General features: G+C 66.6%; 19 protein-coding genes. 2 read left to right on the forward strand and 17 right to left on the reverse strand.

Annotated elements, in window-relative coordinates:
• Window positions 1-21 precede the first annotated feature (21 nt).
• The 10 genes from ACQ3C8_RS00495 to ACQ3C8_RS00540 form a co-directional block, all read right to left on the reverse strand.
• Window positions 22-999 (reverse strand): ABC transporter substrate-binding protein, encoded by a 978-nt coding sequence (locus ACQ3C8_RS00495; protein ID WP_428852069.1) that lies wholly within the window; start codon window positions 997-999, stop codon window positions 22-24.
• Window positions 1,000-1,115: 116 nt separating this feature from the next.
• The gene (locus ACQ3C8_RS00500; protein WP_428852070.1) at window positions 1,116-4,217 is read right to left on the reverse strand and encodes a hypothetical protein; all 3,102 of its coding nucleotides are present in this window, start codon (window positions 4,215-4,217) and stop codon (window positions 1,116-1,118) included.
• A gap of 342 nt (window positions 4,218-4,559) precedes the next feature.
• On the reverse strand, window positions 4,560-5,243 hold the full coding sequence (gene metW / locus ACQ3C8_RS00505; RefSeq protein WP_009520842.1) for a methionine biosynthesis protein MetW: 684 nt from the start codon (window positions 5,241-5,243) through the stop codon (window positions 4,560-4,562).
• Window positions 5,240-6,523 (reverse strand): homoserine O-succinyltransferase MetX, encoded by a 1,284-nt coding sequence (gene metX / locus ACQ3C8_RS00510; RefSeq protein WP_428852071.1) that lies wholly within the window; start codon window positions 6,521-6,523, stop codon window positions 5,240-5,242. The genes metW and metX overlap by 4 nt, the downstream gene beginning before the upstream one ends.
• A gap of 238 nt (window positions 6,524-6,761) precedes the next feature.
• Window positions 6,762-7,430, reverse strand: a complete 669-nt coding sequence (gene slmA / locus ACQ3C8_RS00515) for a nucleoid occlusion factor SlmA (protein WP_428852072.1) — start codon at window positions 7,428-7,430, stop codon at window positions 6,762-6,764.
• Window positions 7,427-8,302 carry a pyrimidine 5'-nucleotidase gene (locus ACQ3C8_RS00520; protein WP_428852073.1) on the reverse strand — a complete coding sequence of 292 codons (876 nt, stop codon included), beginning with the start codon at window positions 8,300-8,302 and terminating at the stop codon, window positions 7,427-7,429. The genes slmA and ACQ3C8_RS00520 overlap by 4 nt, the downstream gene beginning before the upstream one ends.
• Complete coding sequence (gene argB, locus ACQ3C8_RS00525) at window positions 8,302-9,216, reverse strand: acetylglutamate kinase (RefSeq protein WP_009520846.1); 915 nt, start codon at window positions 9,214-9,216, stop codon at window positions 8,302-8,304. The genes ACQ3C8_RS00520 and argB overlap by 1 nt, the downstream gene beginning before the upstream one ends.
• Window positions 9,217-9,347: 131 nt before the next feature.
• Entirely contained in the window at window positions 9,348-9,644 is a 297-nt protein-coding gene (locus tag ACQ3C8_RS00530; protein WP_428852074.1) for a hypothetical protein, read from the reverse strand.
• Window positions 9,645-9,775: 131 nt separating this feature from the next.
• A complete protein-coding gene (locus ACQ3C8_RS00535; protein ID WP_428852075.1) occupies window positions 9,776-10,255 on the reverse strand; it encodes a copper chaperone PCu(A)C in 480 nt (159 codons plus the stop codon).
• Between the two features lie 93 nt (window positions 10,256-10,348).
• Entirely contained in the window at window positions 10,349-12,493 is a 2,145-nt protein-coding gene (locus tag ACQ3C8_RS00540) for a TonB-dependent receptor family protein (protein WP_428852076.1), read from the reverse strand.
• A 127-nt stretch (window positions 12,494-12,620) separates the two neighbouring features.
• Here ACQ3C8_RS00540 and ACQ3C8_RS00545 point away from each other — a divergent pair, with 127 nt between their 5' ends.
• Window positions 12,621-13,976 (forward strand): ATP-binding protein, encoded by a 1,356-nt coding sequence (locus ACQ3C8_RS00545; protein ID WP_428852077.1) that lies wholly within the window; start codon window positions 12,621-12,623, stop codon window positions 13,974-13,976.
• A gap of 11 nt (window positions 13,977-13,987) precedes the next feature.
• A complete protein-coding gene (locus ACQ3C8_RS00550) occupies window positions 13,988-14,533 on the forward strand; it encodes a response regulator transcription factor (RefSeq protein WP_428853100.1) in 546 nt (181 codons plus the stop codon).
• A 119-nt stretch (window positions 14,534-14,652) separates the two neighbouring features.
• Here the strand turns inward: ACQ3C8_RS00550 and ACQ3C8_RS00555 are convergent, their stop codons facing one another.
• The 7 genes from ACQ3C8_RS00555 to ACQ3C8_RS00585 form a co-directional block, all read right to left on the reverse strand.
• Window positions 14,653-14,814 (reverse strand): hypothetical protein, encoded by a 162-nt coding sequence (locus ACQ3C8_RS00555; RefSeq protein WP_009520852.1) that lies wholly within the window; start codon window positions 14,812-14,814, stop codon window positions 14,653-14,655.
• A gap of 76 nt (window positions 14,815-14,890) precedes the next feature.
• Window positions 14,891-15,094, reverse strand: a complete 204-nt coding sequence (locus ACQ3C8_RS00560) for a CsbD family protein (RefSeq protein WP_009520853.1) — start codon at window positions 15,092-15,094, stop codon at window positions 14,891-14,893.
• Window positions 15,095-15,419: 325 nt separating this feature from the next.
• Window positions 15,420-16,754, reverse strand: a complete 1,335-nt coding sequence (gene hslU, locus ACQ3C8_RS00565) for an ATP-dependent protease ATPase subunit HslU (protein WP_428852078.1) — start codon at window positions 16,752-16,754, stop codon at window positions 15,420-15,422.
• Between the two features lie 67 nt (window positions 16,755-16,821).
• Complete coding sequence (hslV, locus tag ACQ3C8_RS00570; RefSeq protein ID WP_428852079.1) at window positions 16,822-17,358, reverse strand: ATP-dependent protease subunit HslV; 537 nt, start codon at window positions 17,356-17,358, stop codon at window positions 16,822-16,824.
• 272 nt (window positions 17,359-17,630) lie between these two features.
• Window positions 17,631-18,578: an N-acetyl-gamma-glutamyl-phosphate reductase gene (argC, locus tag ACQ3C8_RS00575; RefSeq protein ID WP_009520856.1), complete on the reverse strand. Its 948-nt coding sequence runs from the start codon at window positions 18,576-18,578 to the stop codon at window positions 17,631-17,633.
• 177 nt (window positions 18,579-18,755) lie between these two features.
• Entirely contained in the window at window positions 18,756-19,412 is a 657-nt protein-coding gene (locus ACQ3C8_RS00580) for a DUF937 domain-containing protein (protein WP_428852080.1), read from the reverse strand.
• Between the two features lie 76 nt (window positions 19,413-19,488).
• A complete protein-coding gene (locus ACQ3C8_RS00585; protein WP_428852081.1) occupies window positions 19,489-20,265 on the reverse strand; it encodes an exodeoxyribonuclease III in 777 nt (258 codons plus the stop codon).

The following is a 20,265-nucleotide window of genomic DNA, read 5'->3' on the forward strand; positions in this document are numbered from 1 at the left end:
GCGGCAGCGCATGGGCAGATCTTACTTGATGACGGTGGTCGCGGACTTCACGAATTCCGGCGAGAGCTTGACGCCCTGCTTTTCTGCGGCGCCGGTATTCACGAAGAGCTGCATCTTGTCGCTGGTCTGGGAAGCGATCGCGCCCGGTTTCTCGCCCTTGAGGATGCGGGCGACGATCTTGCCGGTCTGGCGGCCCAGGTCGAAATAGTCCATGCCGAGGGCGGCGATGGCGCCGCGCTTCACGCTGTCGGTGTCGGAGGCGATCAGCGGGATCTTGGCGTCGTTGGCGACCTTGACGAGCGCCTCGTAAGCCGAGACCACGTTGTTGTCGGTGTTGGTGTAGATCACGTCGACCTTGCCGATCAGGCTCTTGGCGGCGGCGCTGATGTCCACGGTGCGCGGCGCGGAAGCCTCGACCAGGGTCATGCCCTGCTTCGGCAGCAGCTTCTTGAGTTCATTGACGACGACCACCGAGTTGGCTTCACCCGGGTTGTAGACCATGCCAACGCGCTTGGCTTTCGGCACGACTTTCTTGATCAGGTCGATCTGCTTGTCGATTGCCAGCATGTCGGACACGCCGGTGACGTTGGTGCCCGACGGCTTCCAGTCTTTGACGAGCTGTGCGGCGATCGGGTCGGTCACGGCCGAGTAAACGGTCGGGATCGATTTGGTTGCGGCAACCACGGCCTGGGCCGAGGGCGTGGCGATGGCGACGATGGCATCCGGCTTGTCGCCGACGAACTTGCGGGCGATCTGGGCGGCGGTGCCAGGATTGCCCTGGGCGCTCTGGTATTCCCATTTGAGGTTCTTGCCGGCCTCGAAGCCTTGCGCCTTGAGTTCTTCCTTGACACCATCACGGACCGCGTCAAGTGCCGGATGCTCCACAATGGCAGTGATGGCGACGGCCTTGTCCGCAGCCATGGCGGGGGCGGCAAACAGCGTGGCGGCAGCGGCTGCGGCGCACAGTGCGCCGATCGAATGCTTGTGCATCTTGAACATGCTTCTGATTCTCCGAGTCGATTCGTTGACGGTCCGGCTGCGGTGTCTCAGAAAACAATGGGGGCCGCCGGTGCCGAGCGGCGTTAGTCTATCACCGGGCGGCCTGTCGGGGCGGATTATCCGCCGTGTCCGAGGGCGGCCTCGAATCGGACCCGCGCGGCGTGGCGGTCTTCCGGTTTGGCGGTCAGGCGCATCAGCACATGCGTGGCGTCGACGCCTTCGGTGTGCTGGAGCACAAGGCCCACGCCGGGGCCAGTGCGTTGTCCGCTGGTCACCGTCTGGCGTACGTCGAGGGCGTAGGGTGTCCAGTTGCTGCGCGTTTCGAGGATCTGCTGGCGTTGCTGCTGCAAGACGGCGATGCGCGCAGACAGGGCAGCCCGTTCTGTCGCATCGGCCGGTGCCAGCCCTGCCTGCCGTGCCAATCGCGCTTCGAGCAGGGCCAGCTGACAGTTGATGTCGTCGATCTTCCGCGCGGCCGGGCGGCGCAAATCGCAAATCACGTAGAACACCACGTTGGGCAGATCGGCGTAGCTGCGTGCGTACTCCGTGTAGAAATGCTCGAGGCGCGCCTTACCGTCGGCCATATCGTGCCAGATGTCGGCGTCGCGCGCGAGGATGGCGCGCACGGCCGGGAGCGTGCTGACGATCTCGTAGCGAAAGCAGCTGGCATCGAGCTTGCCGTCGACTTGCTGCAGGCGGTATTGCACATTGCGCCGCCGGTCCGCGAAGCGTGCCTGGATGTCGGCGATCTGTGCCGGTGGCACGCTGACCTTGCGTGGGCCATGAGTCGGGGCGATGCCAGGCAGCGCCACGCCCAGGCGCGCGCTGGCCAGCACGCCGCGACGGGTCTGGTGACCGCCGTGCATGGCGGCGTTCTGGGTGCTGCGCTCCTGCATGCGCTGACGCTCGCGGCCCAGTTCGGCGCGCACGCCGGCGCTGGCTTGCAGGCCGATGTCACGGCTACCGAGTTTCGCGGTGGCCTGGACACGGACCCCGGCGGTGTGCGTGGTCCGGCTTTCGCGATAAACCGCCAGTTGCAGGTTGGGGCTGTCGAAGAACGCGGCGGCAAAGTCTTCCCATAAGGCAGCGGCATCGGCAGGCACCGTCATCTTGCCGTGCTGCAGCGTGCAATGACGGCGCAGAAAGGCGTTGACCTGCTGCATGGTCCAGCGGTTGCTGTCGATGCCATCGGGCGCGGGCTGGCCGTCGCGGTTCCACGTGATGACCTTGCCGTTTGCATCGAGCAGCTTGTTGGCGCGGATCATCAGGCCCTTGCCGCGCAGTTGCCGGTACCCGGCGTCGATGCCTGCAGCGATAGTGGCCTGCAGCGGGATCGCACCCGTGCCGGCCAGCGCCTCGGTCCCCAGCACCGCATCCACGCCCATCTCGCCGTCGCTGCGCGACTGCCGGCCGATGGCCAGGTAGCTGCCGCTCAGCGACTGGCCGACGGCGATCACGGCATCCCTGCCGGCCGTGCGCTTCAGCCGCGGGGCCACGCCAATGCCAGGGAGGATGGCGAGCACCACGCGTGCGGCGATGCCCAGATTGCCGCCACTGTGGAATACCGCGCTGTGGTTGTGCATGCGGCCATACATGTCGTCGAATTCGCGCTGCACGCCATCGGGCGTCATCTCGTGCATCTGCGGATCGTCTGCCACTGTTTCCGCTGCATCCTGCAGATGCGCGTGCAGTTTTTCCAGCGCCTGATGCAGGGCTGGTCCCTGTGCGCCATCCAGCCGGGCCCGGTCGAGGGCCGCCCGCCATTGCGCGTGCCAAGCCAGCAGATGCTGCACAGTGGGCGGACGCCAGTGCCCATGTTTCAACTGGCTAGCCGGCATCAGCATCACGCGCGCTTCTTCCTGCAAGACGCGCAGCAGGGCCGGATCGTTGCGGGCCAGCTCCGGTGCGAGCCGCTGCATCTCCTGCAGTGTCTCGCGTGCCATCTGCTGTGGAGTCAGGTCGAGCGGCGCGAAGAACGGCCGCTGCTGTGCCACGCCGTGCTGCTGGTCGGCCTGGGCATGCCGGTGCAGATGACGCAGGATCACGATCTGCCGCACCACTTCGAGCTTGTGTTCCGGTGCGGCGCTATCAAAAAGCGCGCGCAGGATCATTTCGCGGTGAGGATCGGCAAACAGGGTGCTGGCGGCTTGCTGGAGCGCACGATCGAGGCGCGCGCGCTCGCGCTGGGCCAGATCGCGGCGCAAGCCCGTCATGCGCTTGTGCATCGCGGCCAGTGCACTCTTCTTGCGACCGGCCAGCCGGCGCGGATGATAGCGGGCACGCCACGACGTGTGCAGCTTGTGGGCGCGGCGCAGGTCGATGCCCCATACCAGCAGCATCCGCTGCGCCAGCGCGACATCCTCCGGGTGGTCAAAACCGTGCTTGCGATTGAAGTAGGGCACGAGCAGTCCGACCTTGCGCAGCGAAGCAGCGACCTCGCGGGCAGAGGCGGCGGGATGATCCTGCAGGTGTTGCAGGGTATGCCAGGCCGCGTCGATTTCCTGCGCGCACGATTGACGTAGCGCTTCGCTGGCATCCGGCGCCTGTGCGGCCTCGCGGGCGTGCAGCCAGATGCGCAATGCTTCTCGCTGCAGTGGGGGCCATGCATCGCGCGGCAGGCGCATGAGCAATGCATCGAAGCCGGCACCGCTGCGGGCCAGCAGTCCGGCAACTGCCATGGCGTCGTTGTGCGGGTGGGGCATGCCTGCCACGAGTGCATGGCTGGCATGGATGAAGACCTGTGGCGTCAGGGTATTCAGCAGGGCCTCGACGGCTGCCGGCTCGCGCCCAGTCAATGCGCACGCCTCCGCCATTGCCTGGAAGGGCTGTGCAGCGGGATCATCGGACGTGGGACGCGAGGCTGTGTGATGTGCTGCCGTGGCACGTCGTCGCGGCGCGGTCTCCGGCAATACGGTTCGCGCGGCAGCGCGTGCATGCGTCACTTGCCATCGCGCCGCCTTGAGCGGTGGCTGCACGCGCGGGATTGCCGGTGCGTTGTATGGCAGCGTGGCGGCCGCACGCTGCAGATCGGCGTGGGCGACCGGACTGCGCGTCACCGCAAGGACGCCGCCGAAGCTGATCTGTTGCTGCATGGGGCGCAAGGTCCGGCGCGAGCGGGCTTTGCGCGTGGCTGCCGCGACTTGCGCTGCCCCGGGTGGGTCGGCTGCAGTGCGGGTCTGCAGGGTGGCGGTAGTGTATGGCGATACGGTGGCGTTCATCACAAGAGTTCCCGGCGCTGCGCAGGCGTGCCGTGCCGGGCTGGGCGGCGGAGCACACGTGGCGGAATGCTGGCATGCCAATAAGGCGCTTTTGTGACAGTGTCCGGTGCGATGAGCGGCGGGTGAACGAAGTTTTCCGCCTGTGCTTATGTCATGCGCGCGGCCGTGTGTGGCACAACATCAGGTCATGTGTTGCGGAATGCTTGTGCTGTCAGGCGTGGTGGGCGATGGATGTGCGCAAGGTGTGTGCACAGGAAGATGCCGCAGGGCTGCGGACCGCCATTTCAGCGGCGTGAAAACAAGTGTGACATGCGGGCGGCAGCGAGGGCCGCCTGTCCCGTATCAGACCCCGCACACCCGATACACGGCCAGGCTGCCGCGCCAGTTTGCGCCCCACGTGACCGGCTGGCCTTCGTGCAGCACCACGCGGTCGAGAATGCGCAGCCCCACCTTTGGCGCGAGCGCTTCGAAATCGCGGATGGTCAGCACACGTACGTTGGGCGTGTCGTACCACTCGTACGGCAGCGATTCGGACACCGGCATGCGTCCCTTGAAAACGGCGAGGCGGTGCGGCCAGTAGCCGAAGTTCGGGAACGACACGACGCACTCGCGGCCGACGCGCAGCGTTTCGCGCAGGACGTGCGCGGTGTTGTGCACGGTCTGCAGGGTTTGCGACAGGATCACGGTATCGAAACTCTTGTCTTCGAAGAGTGCGAGGCCGCCCTCCAGGTCTTGCTGGATCACGTGCACGCCCTTGCGCGCGCAGGCCAGCACGCCTTCGTCGCGGATTTCCACGCCATAGGCCTGCACGTCCAGTTCATCTTGCAGCACGCGCAGCAGACTGCCGTCGCCGCAACCGAGATCGAGCACCGAGGCGCGCGGTTCGATCCAGCGCGCAATGGCGCGGAAGTCGGGGCGCTGCGCAAGGATGTCCGACGAGGCCGTGGCCGGGCCGGTGGCGTAGGCGTGCGGGTGCTCGTGCGCAGCGCGCGCGGCGGGGGGCGTAGTGGAGGTGGCGGCAGTCATGCGGCAGTCTCGGCGTGGTGTGCGGCAGGAACCTGCGTGGTCGCTGCGTTGCCTGGGCTTGCAGTCGGCCCCACAGTCGGTTCCGCAGTGGATTCCATGGACAATTCGGCGGCAATGCGATCGTAGTAGGCGCGCATCAGGTCGTGGTAGCGCGCGTCGTCGAGCAGAAAGGCATCGTGGCCATGCGGCGCGTCGATCTCGGCATAGGTGACGGCATGTTTGGTATCGAGCAGCGCCTTGGCGAACTCGTGGCTGCGCGCCGGCGAAAAGCGCCAGTCCGTGCTGAAGCTGATCACCAGGAACTGCGCGGTGGTGCCGGCCAGGGCCTTGGTCAGATCGCCGCCATGTGCCAGCGCGGGATCGAAGTAGTCGAGCGCACGCGTGATCAGCAGGTACGTGTTGGCATCGAAGTACTCGGCAAACTTGTCGCCTTGATAGCGCAGATAGCTCTCGACCTGGAATTCCACGTCGAACGAAAAGCGGATGTCGTCGGCTTTCAGTTCACGGCCAAACTTGTTGGCCATGTCTTCGTCCGACAGGTACGTGATGTGTCCGATCATGCGCGCCACGCGCAGGCCGCGCTTGGGCTTCACGCCGTGCGCGTAGTAATTGCCGCCGTGGAAGTCGGGATCGGACAGGATTGCGGTGCGCGCCACCTCGTTGAAGGCGATGTTCTGTGCCGACAGCTTGGGTGTCGAGGCGACCACCACGCAGTGGCGCACGCGCTCGGGATACATCGTGCTCCAGGCGACCGCCTGCATGCCGCCGAGGCTGCCGCCCATGACGGCGGCAAACTGCGCGATGCCGAAGTGATCAGCCACGCGGGCCTGCGCATTGACCCAATCTTCCACGGTAATGACCGGAAAGCTTGCGCCATACGGCTGGCCGGTGGCAGGGTTGGGGCTCATCGGGCCGGTCGAGCCGAAGCAGGAGCCGAGGTTGTTGATGCCGATGACGAAGAAGCGGTTGGTGTCGACCGGCTTGCCCGGGCCAACCATATTGTCCCACCAGCCCACTTCGCCGTTGGCGTCGATGCCGGCCACATGGTGCGAAGCATTGAGCGCGTGGCACACCAGTACGGCATTGCTGCGCGCAGCGTTGAGCGTGCCATAGGTCTCGATCACCAGGTCGTAGTCCGAGAGCGTGGCGCCGCTGCGCAGCGCCAGCGGTTCGCTGAAGTGCAGCCGCTGCGGAGTGACGTGCCCGACCGAGCCGGCCGGTGCCGGGACGGGATGGGGCGGAGCGATTTCGGAAGGTGCCAGCGTTTCTGTCATGACCATACGGCCCGCGGCCGGACCGGCCAGGCGGATCTCAAAAAAGATGGACGAAAAAAAACCCGACTGCGTACGCCAATGCGGTCAGGTCGGGTTCATTCCGGGCCCCTGTGGCGGATGCCTGCCCGGTTACCTCTTTAGCCGCATTTGTAGTGGCAGGCCGAAACGGAATGTGCCCGTTCCTGCATGCCGCGCGCCCGCAATCCAGTCGTCAAATCGGCGCGACCTGAGGATTATAGACCAGTCAGGCGAGCAGTGTGCGCATCATCACCTCGAGGTCGGTGCTGGGAGATTTGCGAAAGCCGCTCTTGGCGTAGCGGTGCCAGCGGCCGACAATGGCGCTGAGGATGAGGCCGGCGCGTGCCGCCGCGTCGGTGTCGGCGGGCCAGGCAGCCTGCGTCATGCCGATGCGCAGGGACTGCTTGAGCGAGCTTTCAATGCGGTCGAACAACTGGTTGATGCGCTCCTGCAGGCGCTCGTCTTCGTTCACCAGTGCCTCGCCGATCAGTACGCGGGTCATGCCCGGGTTCTTGTCGGCAAACGACAGCAGCATGCGGATGATGTCCTGCAGTTGGCGCGCGCCCTGTTCTTCCTTGGCGGTGATCTGGTTGATGAGGCCGAAGATGGTCTGCTCGATGAACTCGATCAGCCCTTCGAACATCTGCGCTTTACTGGCGAAGTGGCGGTACAGGGCCGCCTCGGACACCTCGAGCCGGGCAGCCAGCGCGGCGGTGGTGATCTTCTCCCCGCGCGGATGCTGCAGCATGGCCGCCAGGGTCTGCAGGATCTGCACGCGGCGCTCTCCCGGGCGGGGCCGCTTGCGGGCCGGCGCGGATGCCGCTTCGCCTGCGGGCGTGCCGGGCAATGGTTCCGGCTCCTGGCGCGCGGGTGCGCCGATTCCATCCTGCGTCATGAGTGGCCCCTCGAAATCCGTCGTTTGAGTTCGTGAACCGATTTTACTTTGATGCTGACATAGCCGGGCCGATTGCGCCCCACCGGGCGGCGGGTGCGCACCGGCAGCTGCTGTGCCATCTGGTCGTGCTCGGCCTGGACATCCTGCACGGATCCGGTCGCGACAGCCGCCGGCACGTGGCGTGCCGCTTCTTCGGCCAGGACGGCCATCGTTGCAGCATCGGTGTGCTGGCCCTGCTCGAGCACCGGCTGGCTGGGCGCCAGTTCGCGCAGGTACCCCGTGACCCACACAGTGCGCAAGCCCATGCCGCGATAGCGCTTGAGGTGCGAGAGCGTATCTTCCACCAGCACCGCGCGGTGCGTCGCCACGCGCTGGCGCGCCAGCAGCCGGCGCAGCATGAGCCGGTCGGGCTTGGGCCGCAGCCGGCGGTGCACCCACATGTCCTCGATGGCGACCTCATGCGCGAACTGCCGGACGATGCCGAGATGGCGCATGACGTCGCGTGCATACGCACGCGGGGCGTTGGTCAGCAGGATCTTGCGGCCGGGCAGGCTGGCCAGCAGCGTGCGCAGCCCGCGCCGGGCGCGGATCAGCGATGGCAGGTCGTCGAAGGTATGCGCGGCGCGCAGGAACTCGGCGGGATCCGCATCGTGGTGGCGCAGCAGGCCCAGTAGCGTGGCGCCGTAGCGCTTCCAGTATTCGGTGCGGATACGGCTGGCGGTGGCGAGGTCTGTGTCCAGCAACTGGGCCACATACGCCGTCATGCCGCGGTTGATCTGCGGCATGATGGCAAAGCTGGCGTCGTGCAGCGTGTTGTCGAGATCGAACAGCCACACCGGCGGCGCGCGGCGGTCCGCCGGGCCGGTGGACATCAGTGCGAGCGGATCATCGTGCCGAAGGCCTGATCCGAGAGGATTTCCAGCAGCAGCGAGTGCTCGATGCGGCCATCGATGATATGTACCGAGTTGACGCCACTCTTGGCCGCGTCGAGCGCCGAGGAGATCTTCGGCAGCATGCCGCCGGAGATGGTGCCGTCGGCGAACAGCTCGTCGATCTCGCGGGCCGACAGGTCGGTGAGCAGGTTGCCCTGCTTGTCGAGCACGCCGGGGATGTTGGTCATCATCACCAGCTTTTCGGCCTTGAGGATCTCGGCCATCTTGCCGGCCACCAGGTCGGCGTTGATGTTGTAGGCCTGGCCGTCGTCGGAGAAGCCGATCGGTGAAATCACCGGGATGAAGGCATCGTCCTGCAGCGCCTTGACCACGGCCGGGTTGATCGCATCGATCTCGCCCACGAAGCCGATGTCGAGGAACTGGCCGGGGTTCTCGCGGTCCGGCATCTGCATGCGGCGCGCGCGGATCATGCCGCCGTCCTTGCCGGTCAGGCCCACGGCCTGGCCGCCGTAGTGGTTGATCAGCATGACGATGTCCTGCTGGACTTCGCCGCCGAGCACCCACTCCACCACTTCCATGGTTTCTTCATCGGTAATGCGCATGCCCTGCACGAAGGTGCCGGACTTGCCGATCTTTTTCAGCGCCTCGTCGATCTGCGGGCCGCCGCCGTGCACCACCACCGGGTTCATGCCGACCAGCTTGAGCAGGATCACGTCGCGCGCGAAGCCCTGTTTGAGGCGCTCCTCGGTCATGGCGTTGCCGCCGTACTTGATGACGATGGTTTTGCCATGGAACTTGCGGATGTACGGCAGCGCCTCCGCCAGGATCTCGGCTTTCAGCGAGGACGGAATCGTGTCCAGCGAGAGTGGGTTGGTGGGGGCGGCGTCGGTCATGGCAGTAGTATCCGGTGGAGGAAAACGGGGCGGCAGCACGCTATCATGCTGTCAGGCAAGCGGTGCGCGGTCCGCGGCAGGACGTTCGCAGGACGACCGGCAGGGCGGACCGCAACAAGGCGCCGATTTTATCAAGAAAGCAGGCAGCGGGCCGTGACAATGGCCCGGAAGGCAGCGAAACGTGCCGTGTCCGCAACAGGATGGCCCATGCCGGTGAATATGTCCGACACTTCCCCAGCATCCCCAATGGCTCCCACCGTCGGCATCACGCCGTGCAGCCGGTGTGGCGCGGCGCGCGCCTGCGCCATGGAGGCGGGTGCGTTTGGGGGAACAGTGGTGGGCAGCGTGACGAGCAGCGCGGCGGGCAGCGTGGCAAATACGCCCTGCTGGTGCATGTCGATGCCGGTCCTGCCGGCGGCGTGGCGCACCGGGGCGGCCAGTTGCCTGTGCCCGGCGTGTCTGCGGGCCGGGCTGGCCGAGGCTGGCTGTGTGCCCGGCGCACCCGCGGATCCGGCATCGGCGGCCCAGCCTGACCCGGATTGAGGGCGCCGCCGGGCCCTCAGTGGTGGTGATGCCCGGCGGGCTTGTCCGCACCCCCGGCGGTGGCGTTCAGCGCACGGACTTCCGCGTCCACGCGTTTTTCCATGGTCTTCTGGCCGATGCGGAAGGTCAGTGTGAGCGGCACCTTGTCGCCGGCCTTGAGCGGCTGCGTCAGGCCCATCAGCATGATGTGGTAGCCACCGGGCTTGAGTTCGACCGCCTGCATGGCCGGCAGGTCGAGCGTTTGCACGGCGCGCATGCGCATCACGTTGCCGTCCATCTTCATCTCGTGCACCTCCACCTTCCTGGCGACGGGCGACGTTGCGTTCACCAGTGTCGCGGCTTCATGGGCATGCAGCGTCATGAAGGCGCCCGAGGCGGTCTGGGCGGGTACCGTGCCGCGCACCCAGGCGCCGGAGACATCCACCTGCGCGAAGGCATGGCCGGAGAGCATGATCCCGGCTGCCAGGCAGGCCGCCAGGCGGAATGAGCGTTTCATATCCAATCCTGTATCAAAAGCATTCAAGTACGTTCAGGCCCGATAGTGTAGTGCATGGCCGTCCGGCCCGTTGCCTGCCCGCTTGGGGGCGTATCAGTAGCGGTACTGCACCCCCGCATACACCGAGCGTCCGTCGCCGGGCAGGAACTGCGCGCCGTCGCGGCCGGCCATGCTCGGCACGATGCCGGTGGTGGCCACGTAGCGCCGGTCCGACAGGTTCCGTCCTTCGACAAACCACGACCACTGGCGGTTCACCTGCTGGCCGAGCTTGACGCCCCAGATGGCATATGACGGCGCGGAGAACGTGTTGGCCATGTCCATGGCATAGCTGCCGGGCTGCCATTCGCCCGTCAGCCCGGCATACACGCCCTGCAGCAGTCCTTCGCGAAAGCGGTAGGTCAGCTCGGCGCGCAGCAGCGCGCGCGGCACGCCCGGCAGCGCATTGTTGCCGTACACGCGATCGCCATCGAAGCGGAAGCGGTTGACGAGCGCGGCGATGCGCGTGCGCCATGGCCCGGTCTCGCCCCATAGCCCGGCTTCTACGCCCTGGTGCAGGGTGCGGCCCGCATTGCGCGTCTGCGTGATGCCGTTCACTACGGTGGCAAGCAGCTCGCCGCGCAGTTCGGCGTGATAGGCCGAGACATCCCAGCCGAGCTTGGCATTGTCGAGCGGCAGTTCGCCGCGCGTGCCGATCTCGGCGGTCCAGGCGCGCTGCGCGGCATTGCGGATCGGGTTGAGGCCGCCGGCCAGTTCGCTGAAGGTTGGTGGTTCGACACTGCGCGACAGATTGCCGTACACCTGCACGCGCGGCGCAACATCCACCAGCACGCCGATGCGCGGACTCCACGCGGTGTAGCGCATGTCGAAGCTGTCGGAGGCCTCGCCCGGCGCGATGAAGCGGTCGTCGAGGCGGCGCGTGGCGCGCGTGAACTGCACGCCGCCGGTCAGCGCCACCGCATCGGTGACCGACCACTGGTTATCGAGGTACGCGCTGGCAGTGAGCGCGGTCTGCCGGTTCTGGTTGGTGCGCGCACCGCGCCGGCCGCTGACGTTGACCCAGCGGTCCTCGTCGAGCACGCCACGGCTGAACTGCACGCCGGCCGCTAGCCGGTTGGGCCGGCCGAACAGCGGCGCGGTCAGCTGGTAGCGCAGCGACAGGCCGACGTCGTCACTGTTCTGGTCGAGCACCTGGAAGATCGGGTGGAACAGTTCCTTGTGCACCCAGTAGCCGCCGACATCCACGCGCTGCACATCGTCGATGCGGAAACTGGTGCGGTTGGCGAGGCGGAACAGGTCGAGGTCGCGCTTCTGGTTCTGCGCCACGTTCTGCGCATTGGCCTGGCGCGGATCGTCCATGACCTGGGCAAGCGTGAGGTTGCCCGGCAGTTCCGAGCGGCTGTGCACGGCGCCGAGATAGAAGCGCGTGTCGAGATCCGGCGTGATCTGCCAGCCGAACTGGCCGATGGCGCGCTGCGTGGACTGGCGCGCATGGCGGCGAAAGCCATCCTGGTCAAAGGTCGAGACCGAGAGCGCGTAGTCGATCGGGCCGTGCGCGGTGTCGCTGGCGCCGGCCGCGCCGACATGGACGCGGCGGTACGCGTCGCTCCCCCCTTCCACGCGGACTTCCAGCGGCGCCTGGTCCGCTCCGGTGGCGGAAACGTAGTCGATCGCCCCGCCAAGCGTGGCCGCGCCGTACTGCAACGCATTCGCGCCGCGATAGACATTGATATAGCGCGCCGCCAGGGGCTCGATGGCCTGCATGTCGAAGCTGCCGTCGGCCAGGTTGATCGGAATGCCATCTTGCAGTACCAGCAGGCCGCGACCATGGAAAGTGCGCTGCAGGCCCGAGCCGCGGATCGAGATGCGCGCCTCTTCGGCGCCGAAGCGGCTCTGCACCAGCACGCCGGGCGCATAGCCGAGGGTGTCGGTGAGCGTCGAGACACGGCCTTCGCGCGCGGTTTCGGTATCGACGACTGTCGCGCCGCCCGGCACGCGGGCTGCGGTGGCCCGCGCCGCGCCGATGCCCGGCTGGGTCGGCGCGCCTTCGCGGCTGCCCTGCACGGTCACTTCGGGCAGGGCGGCGGTGATCGCGGAATCGACTGGCTGGGCCGGCTGGGCGAGCGCCGTGCCGCCCAGCATGGCGAGCACCAGCGGTGTCAGAGCCGCGCGCGGACGGGGATTCAGGCGGGCGGGGCGGACGGACAGCGCCGGTCGGAAGAAGGCGGGTAAGGCGGACATGGCGGGGGACAGTTTGCGGAGTGTGCTGCGCATTCTAGAGAGCACACCGGCCGGCGACCATGCGGCATGGTGTCGCACAGCCCGCCGCCGGCGCACCGCCGTGGCGCACCTTGGTTACACTCACGGCATGCCGCCCTCCGCTCGACACACATCTTCATCGCCACACCGTTCCCCGCACCGTCACGATCCATTGACGCTGCGCCGCCTGCTCTGGCTGCGCTGGGGCGTGCTGGCCGGACAGGGCGTGATCCTGTGGCTGGGCCATGCGCTGGGCATGCATCTGCCGGTCAACACCCTGCTCGCCATCATGGCGGTGGAGGGGGCCGTCAATCTCGCCAGCATGTTCCGCCTGCATGTGCTGCAGAAGAACGGCTGGCAGGTTGCGGATGGCGAACTGGCGGCGCAACTGCTGTTCGATGTCGGCGCGCTGTCCGCCCTGCTCTACTTCACTGGCGGCGCGACCAATCCGTTCGTGTCGTTCTATCTGCCCAGCCTGGCCATCGCCGCCGCGCTGCTGCCGTGGTGGCAGGTCGCGGGACTGGCGCTGGCGGCCTTCGCTGCCTATTCGGTGATGCTGTTCCACTACCAGCCGCTGCATCTGCACGATCCGGACAGCGCGGTATCCGCCCACCTTGGTGGCATGTGGCTGAACTTTATCGCGAGCGCCGCACTGCTGGCCGGCTTCGTGGCGCGCCTGTCGGGCACGCTGCGGCAGCGCGATGCCGAACTGGCAGCCGCGCGCGAGCAACTGCTGCGTGACGAGCGCATGGAGGCACTCGGTGCGCAGGCGGCAAGCGCCGCGCACGAGATCGGCACGCCGCTGGCGACCATCGCCGTGGTGACCGGAGAATTGCGCCGCGACGCCATGGACGCTGCGCAATCCGGCACGGCGATCGGCGCGTATGCGGAAGATCTGGTCATGGTCGAGCAACAGCTAGCGCTGTGCAAGGCCGCACTGGGTCGTCTGCAGGTGAGCGGTGCATCGCAGGCGCCGGTAAAACTGGCGGACTGGCTGCCCGAGTTTGCACGCAACTGGCGCTTGCGCCATCCGCAGGCCGAACTCGAACTGGCCTTGCCGGCCGCGGATGCGGCTGGCAAGGCGATGGTCGATGCAGTAGCGGTGGGCCAGATTCTGACGATCCTGCTCGACAATGCCGCGCAGAGCTATGCGCGCCGCGACGACGGGGGGACCGTCACGCCGTGGATCCGGCTGGATGCACAGGCCGATGCCGCGATGCTGCAGCTAAGCGTGGTCGACCGTGGTCGGGGCATGTCGGCCGGACTGCTGGCCCAGCTCGGCCGCAAACCTGTGCCGAGCGCGTCCGGCGGCCAGGGCGTGGGACTGTTTCTGGCGCAGTCGGCGGCGCAGCGCCTCGGCGGCGCGCTCACGTGGCGCAGCGCACTGGAGCAGGGGACGCGCGCTGAACTGCGCCTGCCGTTCGCCCCCGAATTCGCCTCCGACCTGCCGGAGGCTCATCCGTGAACACCGTGCCTATGGTCTCGCCCAGGTTCCTGATCGTCGATGACGACGATGTGTTCGCCGGTGCGCTGGCGCGGGCCCTGATGCGCCGCGGCTATGCGCCGACCGTCGCACCGACGGCCGAGGCAGCTTTGGCGCTGGCGCGCGCCACGGACTACGGTTGGGTCACAGTCGATTTGCATCTGGCCCATCCGACCGGCACGACCTCGGGCCTGCACCTGATCGAGCCGCTGCGCGCCCTGCTGCCCGAGGCGCGCATGCTGGTGCTGACCGGTTATGCGAGCATCGCCACGGCAGTGCAGGCGGTCAAAGCGGGGGCGGACGATTATCTGGCCAAGCCGGCCGATGTCGATACCATCCTGCGCACGCTGCAGGGCGAGGCGGTGGCGCCGTCGCCCGATATCGAGCCGACGCCACTGTCGGTGCCGCGGCTCGAATGGGAGCACATCCAGCGTGTGCTGGCGGAACACAAGGGAAATATCTCGGCCACCGCGCGGGCACTCAACATGCATCGCCGCACCCTGCAGCGCAAGCTGGGCAAGAAACCGGTGGCGCGCTGAGCGGAACGCCGTCAACGTCGGGTAACAGGTCGATCAGTCAAACGCGAGGACACAGGATCGAAGCCGCGGGGCGAAAGCGGCCGCGCAACCATCACCCGAGAAGCATCCCGCCCCGCCACTCACAAGACACGCAAATAGACATGGCTCCATCCGACCGGCCGTTCCGGCGCCGCCAGGCCGCCGCCCGGCGCGGGAACACGTTCATCGAGCATGCAGAGATACGCGGTCATGGTGACCAGCAGTACCAGCAGCGCCAGCGTCAGAAAAGGCAGTTTGCGCACAGTGACGGCCCTCGCGGGAAAGCCCGCCGGAGCGGGCTGAAGATCCGTATGCAAGCGATCGGTCAGGTTGGCGGGATTACCAGCGGTTGTTGGATTCCCAAGCCTTCAGTTCGTCCTCGGCGCGCTCCTTGGTGTAGCCGTAGCGCTCCTGGATCTTGCCGGCAAGCTGGTCACGCTTGCCTTTGATCTGCGTGAGGTCGTCATCCGTGAGCTCACCCCACTTTTCCTTGACCTTGCCTTTGAGCTGATCCCATTTGCCTTCTACTTGATCCCAATTCATGGTGTTCTCCTCAGGTCAGTTAACAATGACAGCGCAATGACCGTGCAGGGTGACAAAGCGTCCTGCCATGAACCCATCATACGGACGAGGCGGTTGACGCAGCAGACGGTGGCGACTGAACCGCGCGTCGGACAATTCCCACATGAACGGACTCTGCGGCGCTCGCGGGTGACGCAGACGTTGACGTAGAAATCGACCGGCAAGCGGCGCCGGCCATGGACGGAGACAGGCGCGCTGCCCTGGCGGGCAGCGGGGGAACGACAGCCGATTCTGGGAGATGCAGGGAGAGGCGGGGCGGCTTGCGCACAAGCCGCCCGCTGGGGGATTACAGCACGTAGCGCGACAGGTCTTCGTTGCCGGCCAGTTCCTGCAGGCGTTCGTTGACGTAGGCGGCGTCGATGGTGACCGTCGTGCCGGACGCCTTGGTGGCGTGGAATGACAGGTCTTCGAGCAGGCGCTCCATCACCGTGTGCAGACGGCGTGCGCCGATATTCTCGACCTTCTCGTTGACCGAACAGGCGATTTCGGCGAGGCGGCGGATACCGTCCGGCGCGAACTCGATGGCGACGTCCTCGGTCGCCAGCAGCGCCTGGTACTGCTTGGTCAGGCTCGCGTCGGTCTGCGTCAGGATCGCTTCGAAGTCGGCTTCCGACAGCGAATCAAGCTCCACGCGGATCGGGAAGCGGCCTTGCAGTTCCGGAATCAGGTCGCTCGGCTTGGACACATGGAATGCGCCCGAGGCGATGAAGAGGATATGGTCGGTACGGATCATGCCGTACTTGGTACTCACGGTCGTGCCTTCCACCAGCGGCAGCAGGTCGCGCTGCACACCCTGGCGGGACACTTCGCCGCCATTGCCCCGGTCGCCGCGCGTGGCGATCTTGTCGATCTCGTCGAGGAACACGATCCCGTTCTGCTCGACGTTGGCAATCGCCTTGGTCTTCAGTTCTTCCTCGTTGACCAGCTTGGCGGCCTCTTCATCGACCAGCAGGCGGAAGGCTTCCTTGACCTTCAGCTTGCGGCGCTTCTTGCGGCCCTGGCCCAGGCCCGCGAACATCGACTTGATCTGCTCGGTCATGTCTTCCATGCCCGGAGGACCCATGATGTCCATCGACGGCGCACCCAAGTCGACTTCGAGCTCGATGTCCTTGTCGTCGAGCTGACCCTCGCGCAGGCGCTTGCGGAACACCTGGCGCGTGTTCGAATCCTTGTCTTCCGACAGGTGTGCGGCGGCATCGCGCGGCGGCGGTAGCAGCACGTCGAGCAGGCGATCTTCCGCCGCGTCCTCGGCACGCGTGCGCACCTTGCGCATCTCGCTTTCACGTGTCATCTTCACGGCCATTTCCGCGAGGTCGCGGATGATGGTATCGACGTCGCGACCCACGTAGCCGACCTCGGTGAACTTGGTCGCCTCGATCTTGATGAACGGCGCATCGGCCAGCCGCGCCAGGCGGCGCGCGATCTCTGTCTTGCCGACGCCGGTCGGGCCGATCATGAGGATGTTCTTGGGCGTGATCTCGTGGCGCAGCGGCTCGGCGACCTGCTGGCGGCGCCAGCGGTTGCGCAGCGCCACGGCCACGGCCTTCTTGGCCTTGGTCTGGCCGATGATGTGCTTGTCGAGTTCGGAGACGATCTCCGACGGAGTCATGGTGTGTGACATCGTGCGTATCCTGGGGCAGTCGGTATGGGCGGCCGGATGGACTCCATCGGCCGTCGCGGCGCAACGTTTATTCGAGGGACTCGATGGTGAAATTGGTGTTGGTATAGATGCAGATCTCGCCGGCGATGGTCAACGCTTTCTCGACGATATCGCGTGGCGCCAGCTCGGTGTTGTCCACCAGTGCACGGGCCGCAGCCTGCGCGAAGGAACCGCCGGAGCCGATGGCAGCCACGCCGCCTTCCGGATCGAGCACGTCGCCGTTGCCGGTGATGACCAGCGTCGTCTCGCGGTCGGCCACGATCAGCATGGCTTCGAGCCGACGCAGGGCGCGGTCGGTGCGCCAGTCCTTGGCGAGATCGACGGCGGCGCGCGTCAGGTTGCCGTGGTACTGCTCCAGCTTGGTCTCGAAGCGGTCGAGCAGCGCAAACGCATCCGAGGTGCTGCCGGCAAAGCCGACCAGCACCTGGTTGTTGTAGATGCGCCGCACCTTGCGCGCGGTGCCTTTCATGACCGTGTTGCCGAGCGTGACCTGGCCGTCACCGCCGAGCGCAACCTGGTTGCCGCGCCGCACGCTGACGATGGTGGTGCCGTGAAATTGTTCCATCGTGTTTTTCCTGTTCTGAAATGACTAGGTGACGGCGCCAGCCGGGATTTCAAGAGGCTGCTTGCACCTGGGCCGCCAAAGCGCCGGCCGGCTTCCCTATGATAGTGGAGCGGCCGACGGCGCCGGGTCGTCCCCAAAAAGAACGCGGCCCGCCGTGCGCGTGGCAGAGCGGGCCGAGCGGCGGTTGGCTGGGGAGAAGGCTGCCAGATGGCTGACGGACAGCCGGCGCGGAAGACCGCGCCCTGCGGGGCGCTGCTGCCGGCGTCCCGCGGTCAGGCTGCGAGGCTGGTAGCTTCGTCCGCGCCGATGTGCACGTTCATGCACTGCACGGCGGCGCCGGCCGCGCCCTTGCCGAGGTTGTCGAGGCGCGCCATCAGCACGATGCGCTCGCCGTTGCCGAAGGCAAACAGGTCGGCACGATTCGTGTCGTTATTGGCCTGCACGTCGAAGAAACCGTTGTCGAGCTGCTCCGGACCATCGTCCGGCGCCACCCGGATGAACTGCTCGCCCGCGTAGTGGCTGGCGTAGATGGCACGGATGTCGGCCAGGGTCACGCGCTTGGCGAGCTGGTTGACATGCAGCGGCACGGTCACGGCCAGGCCCTTGAAGAAGTTGCCGACCACCGGCGAGAACACCGGCGCCTGGGCCAGCCGCGACTGCACGCGCATCTCCGGCAGGTGCTTGTGCTCGAGGCCCATGGCATACGGGCGCGGGCTTTCCAGGCGCGGATTGCCGCCGGCCTCGAACTCCGCGATCATTTTCTTGCCGCCGCCGCTGTAACCGGTCAGCGAGAAGGCCGAGAGCGGATAGTCGGGCGGCAGCACGCCGGCATCCACCAGCGGGCGCACGGCGAGGATGAAGGCGCTGGCGTGGCAACCGGGCACGGCGATGCGCTTGCTGGCGCGGATGCGTTCGCGCTGGCCGCGCACCAGTTCCGGCAGGCCGTAGGCCCAGCCGTCGTCGGTACGGAATGCCGTGCTGGCGTCGATGATGCAGGTATTGGGGTTGTTCACCAACGATACCGCCTCGCGCGATGCCGCATCCGGCAGGCACAAGAAGGCGACATCGGCGGCATTCAGGAAGCGGCCGCGCTCGGCCGGGTCCTTGCGTTTGTCGTCGTCGATACGCAGCAGCTCCACATCGGAGCGGGCGGACAGATAGTCGAGCAGGCGCAGGCCGGTCGTGCCTTCCTGCCCATCGACAAAAACCTTGGTCGTCATGAACTTCTCGCTGTGAAGAAAAGACGCGATCAGAATGCAGCCCGTCCCTGGCTGGCAGCCGCGCCGCACTTGGCGGTACGGCCGGTCTCATTCTGATCGCGTCTCCGGTGCCGGTCGGGGATGCCGGCCCTGTGCCGCGATTTTACCGCAGCACTGTGGCAGGTGCGAGGCGGCGCCTCAGCGCATGGCCTTGCCCGCCATGCGCAGGATGTCGTCGAGGGCGTTGCCGTCGCCGTTCAGGTCGAGCATGCTGCCGAGGCCGCCCAGTGCACCTGCACCGCCCGCCTGAGCCTGCCCTGCTCCACCGCCGAGCATACCGCCCAGCACACTGCCGAGTCCGCCACCCAGGCCGCCAGCGCCGCCGCCGAGTACGCCGCCGAGCAGGTCGCCCAGGCCGCCGCCCTGAGCAGCAGTTTCATCCGCCGTACCGCCGCGCTGGCGCGACATATAGCCCATCACCAACATGGCGAGCATGGGCAGCATTTTCTTCAGCAGGGACGAGTCCAGGCCGGATTGCGCGGCCGCGCTTTCGGCCACGGTGCGGCTCACGTCCTTCGAGCCGAAGATCTGGCCGAGGATGTCATTGCCGGACGACACATCGGTCGGTTGCGCGCCAAGGACCTGTTCGAGCAAACCGCCGCCGCCGGCCTGGCCGAGCATGCCGAGCACATCCTCGAGCCCACCGGGCTGGGCTTGCGCCTGTTTCTTCACACCGCCGAGAATGGCGGGCAGCAAGGCGTCGGCCCCGCGCGCGACCTCGCTTTCGTCAACGCCGAGTTCGTTGGCCATGGACTGGAGGCCGCCGATCTGGCCCAGCAAGTCGGTGATCTGCATGATGTGTGCTCCGGAGGTTGGAGAGACGTGCCACCAGCGGGCACGCTCACAGTATAGTCAGGGGACCGGCAGGCATTCAGGGTTTGAATGCGTAGTCGATGGTCAGCGGCGCGTGATCGCTGAACTTCACATCCTTGTAGATCGAACAGGCCTTGGCGGTCTGCGCGATACCCGGCGTGGTCAGGTGGTAGTCGATGCGCCAGCCGACGTTCTTGGCGTAGGCCTGGCCGCGGTTGCTCCACCAGGTGTACTGTTCCGGGCGTGGGTCGAGTACGCGGAACACATCCACATAGCCATGGTTGTCGAACAGGTTGGTGAGCCACGCGCGTTCCTCGGGCAGGAAGCCGGAGTTCTTGAGGTTGCCCTTCCAGTTCTTGATATCGATCTCGCGGTGGGCGATGTTGACGTCGCCGCACAGCACGATCTCCCGCCCGGCCGCCTTGAGTTGCGCGAGATGCGGCAGGAACACGTCCATGAAGCGGAACTTGGCTTGCTGGCGTTCCTCGGAGCTGGAGCCGGACGGCACGTAGACGGAGATCACCGCGAGATTGCCGTAGCGGGCCTCGACATAGCGGCCCTCGTCATCGAACTCGCTGTTGCCGAACCCGATGATCACATCATCGGGTTCACGCCGGCTGTATAAACCCGCGCCGCTGTAGCCCTTCTTGGTAGCGTAGCTGAAAAAGCCGTGATAGCCGTGCGGCGCGAGAAACTCGGGTGTCATGTCGGCAGCCTGTGCTTTCAGTTCCTGCACGCAGACGATGTCGGCGTTCTGCTGGCCCATCCAGTCGAAGAAGCCTTTGCGGCTGGCGGAGCGGATGCCGTTGAGGTTGGCGCTGATAATCCGTAACAT

Origin of the sequence: Imbroritus primus (assembly GCF_964332355.1) — a bacterium.
In the GTDB taxonomy this organism is placed as follows: Bacteria; Pseudomonadota; Gammaproteobacteria; order Burkholderiales; family Burkholderiaceae; genus Imbroritus; species Imbroritus primus.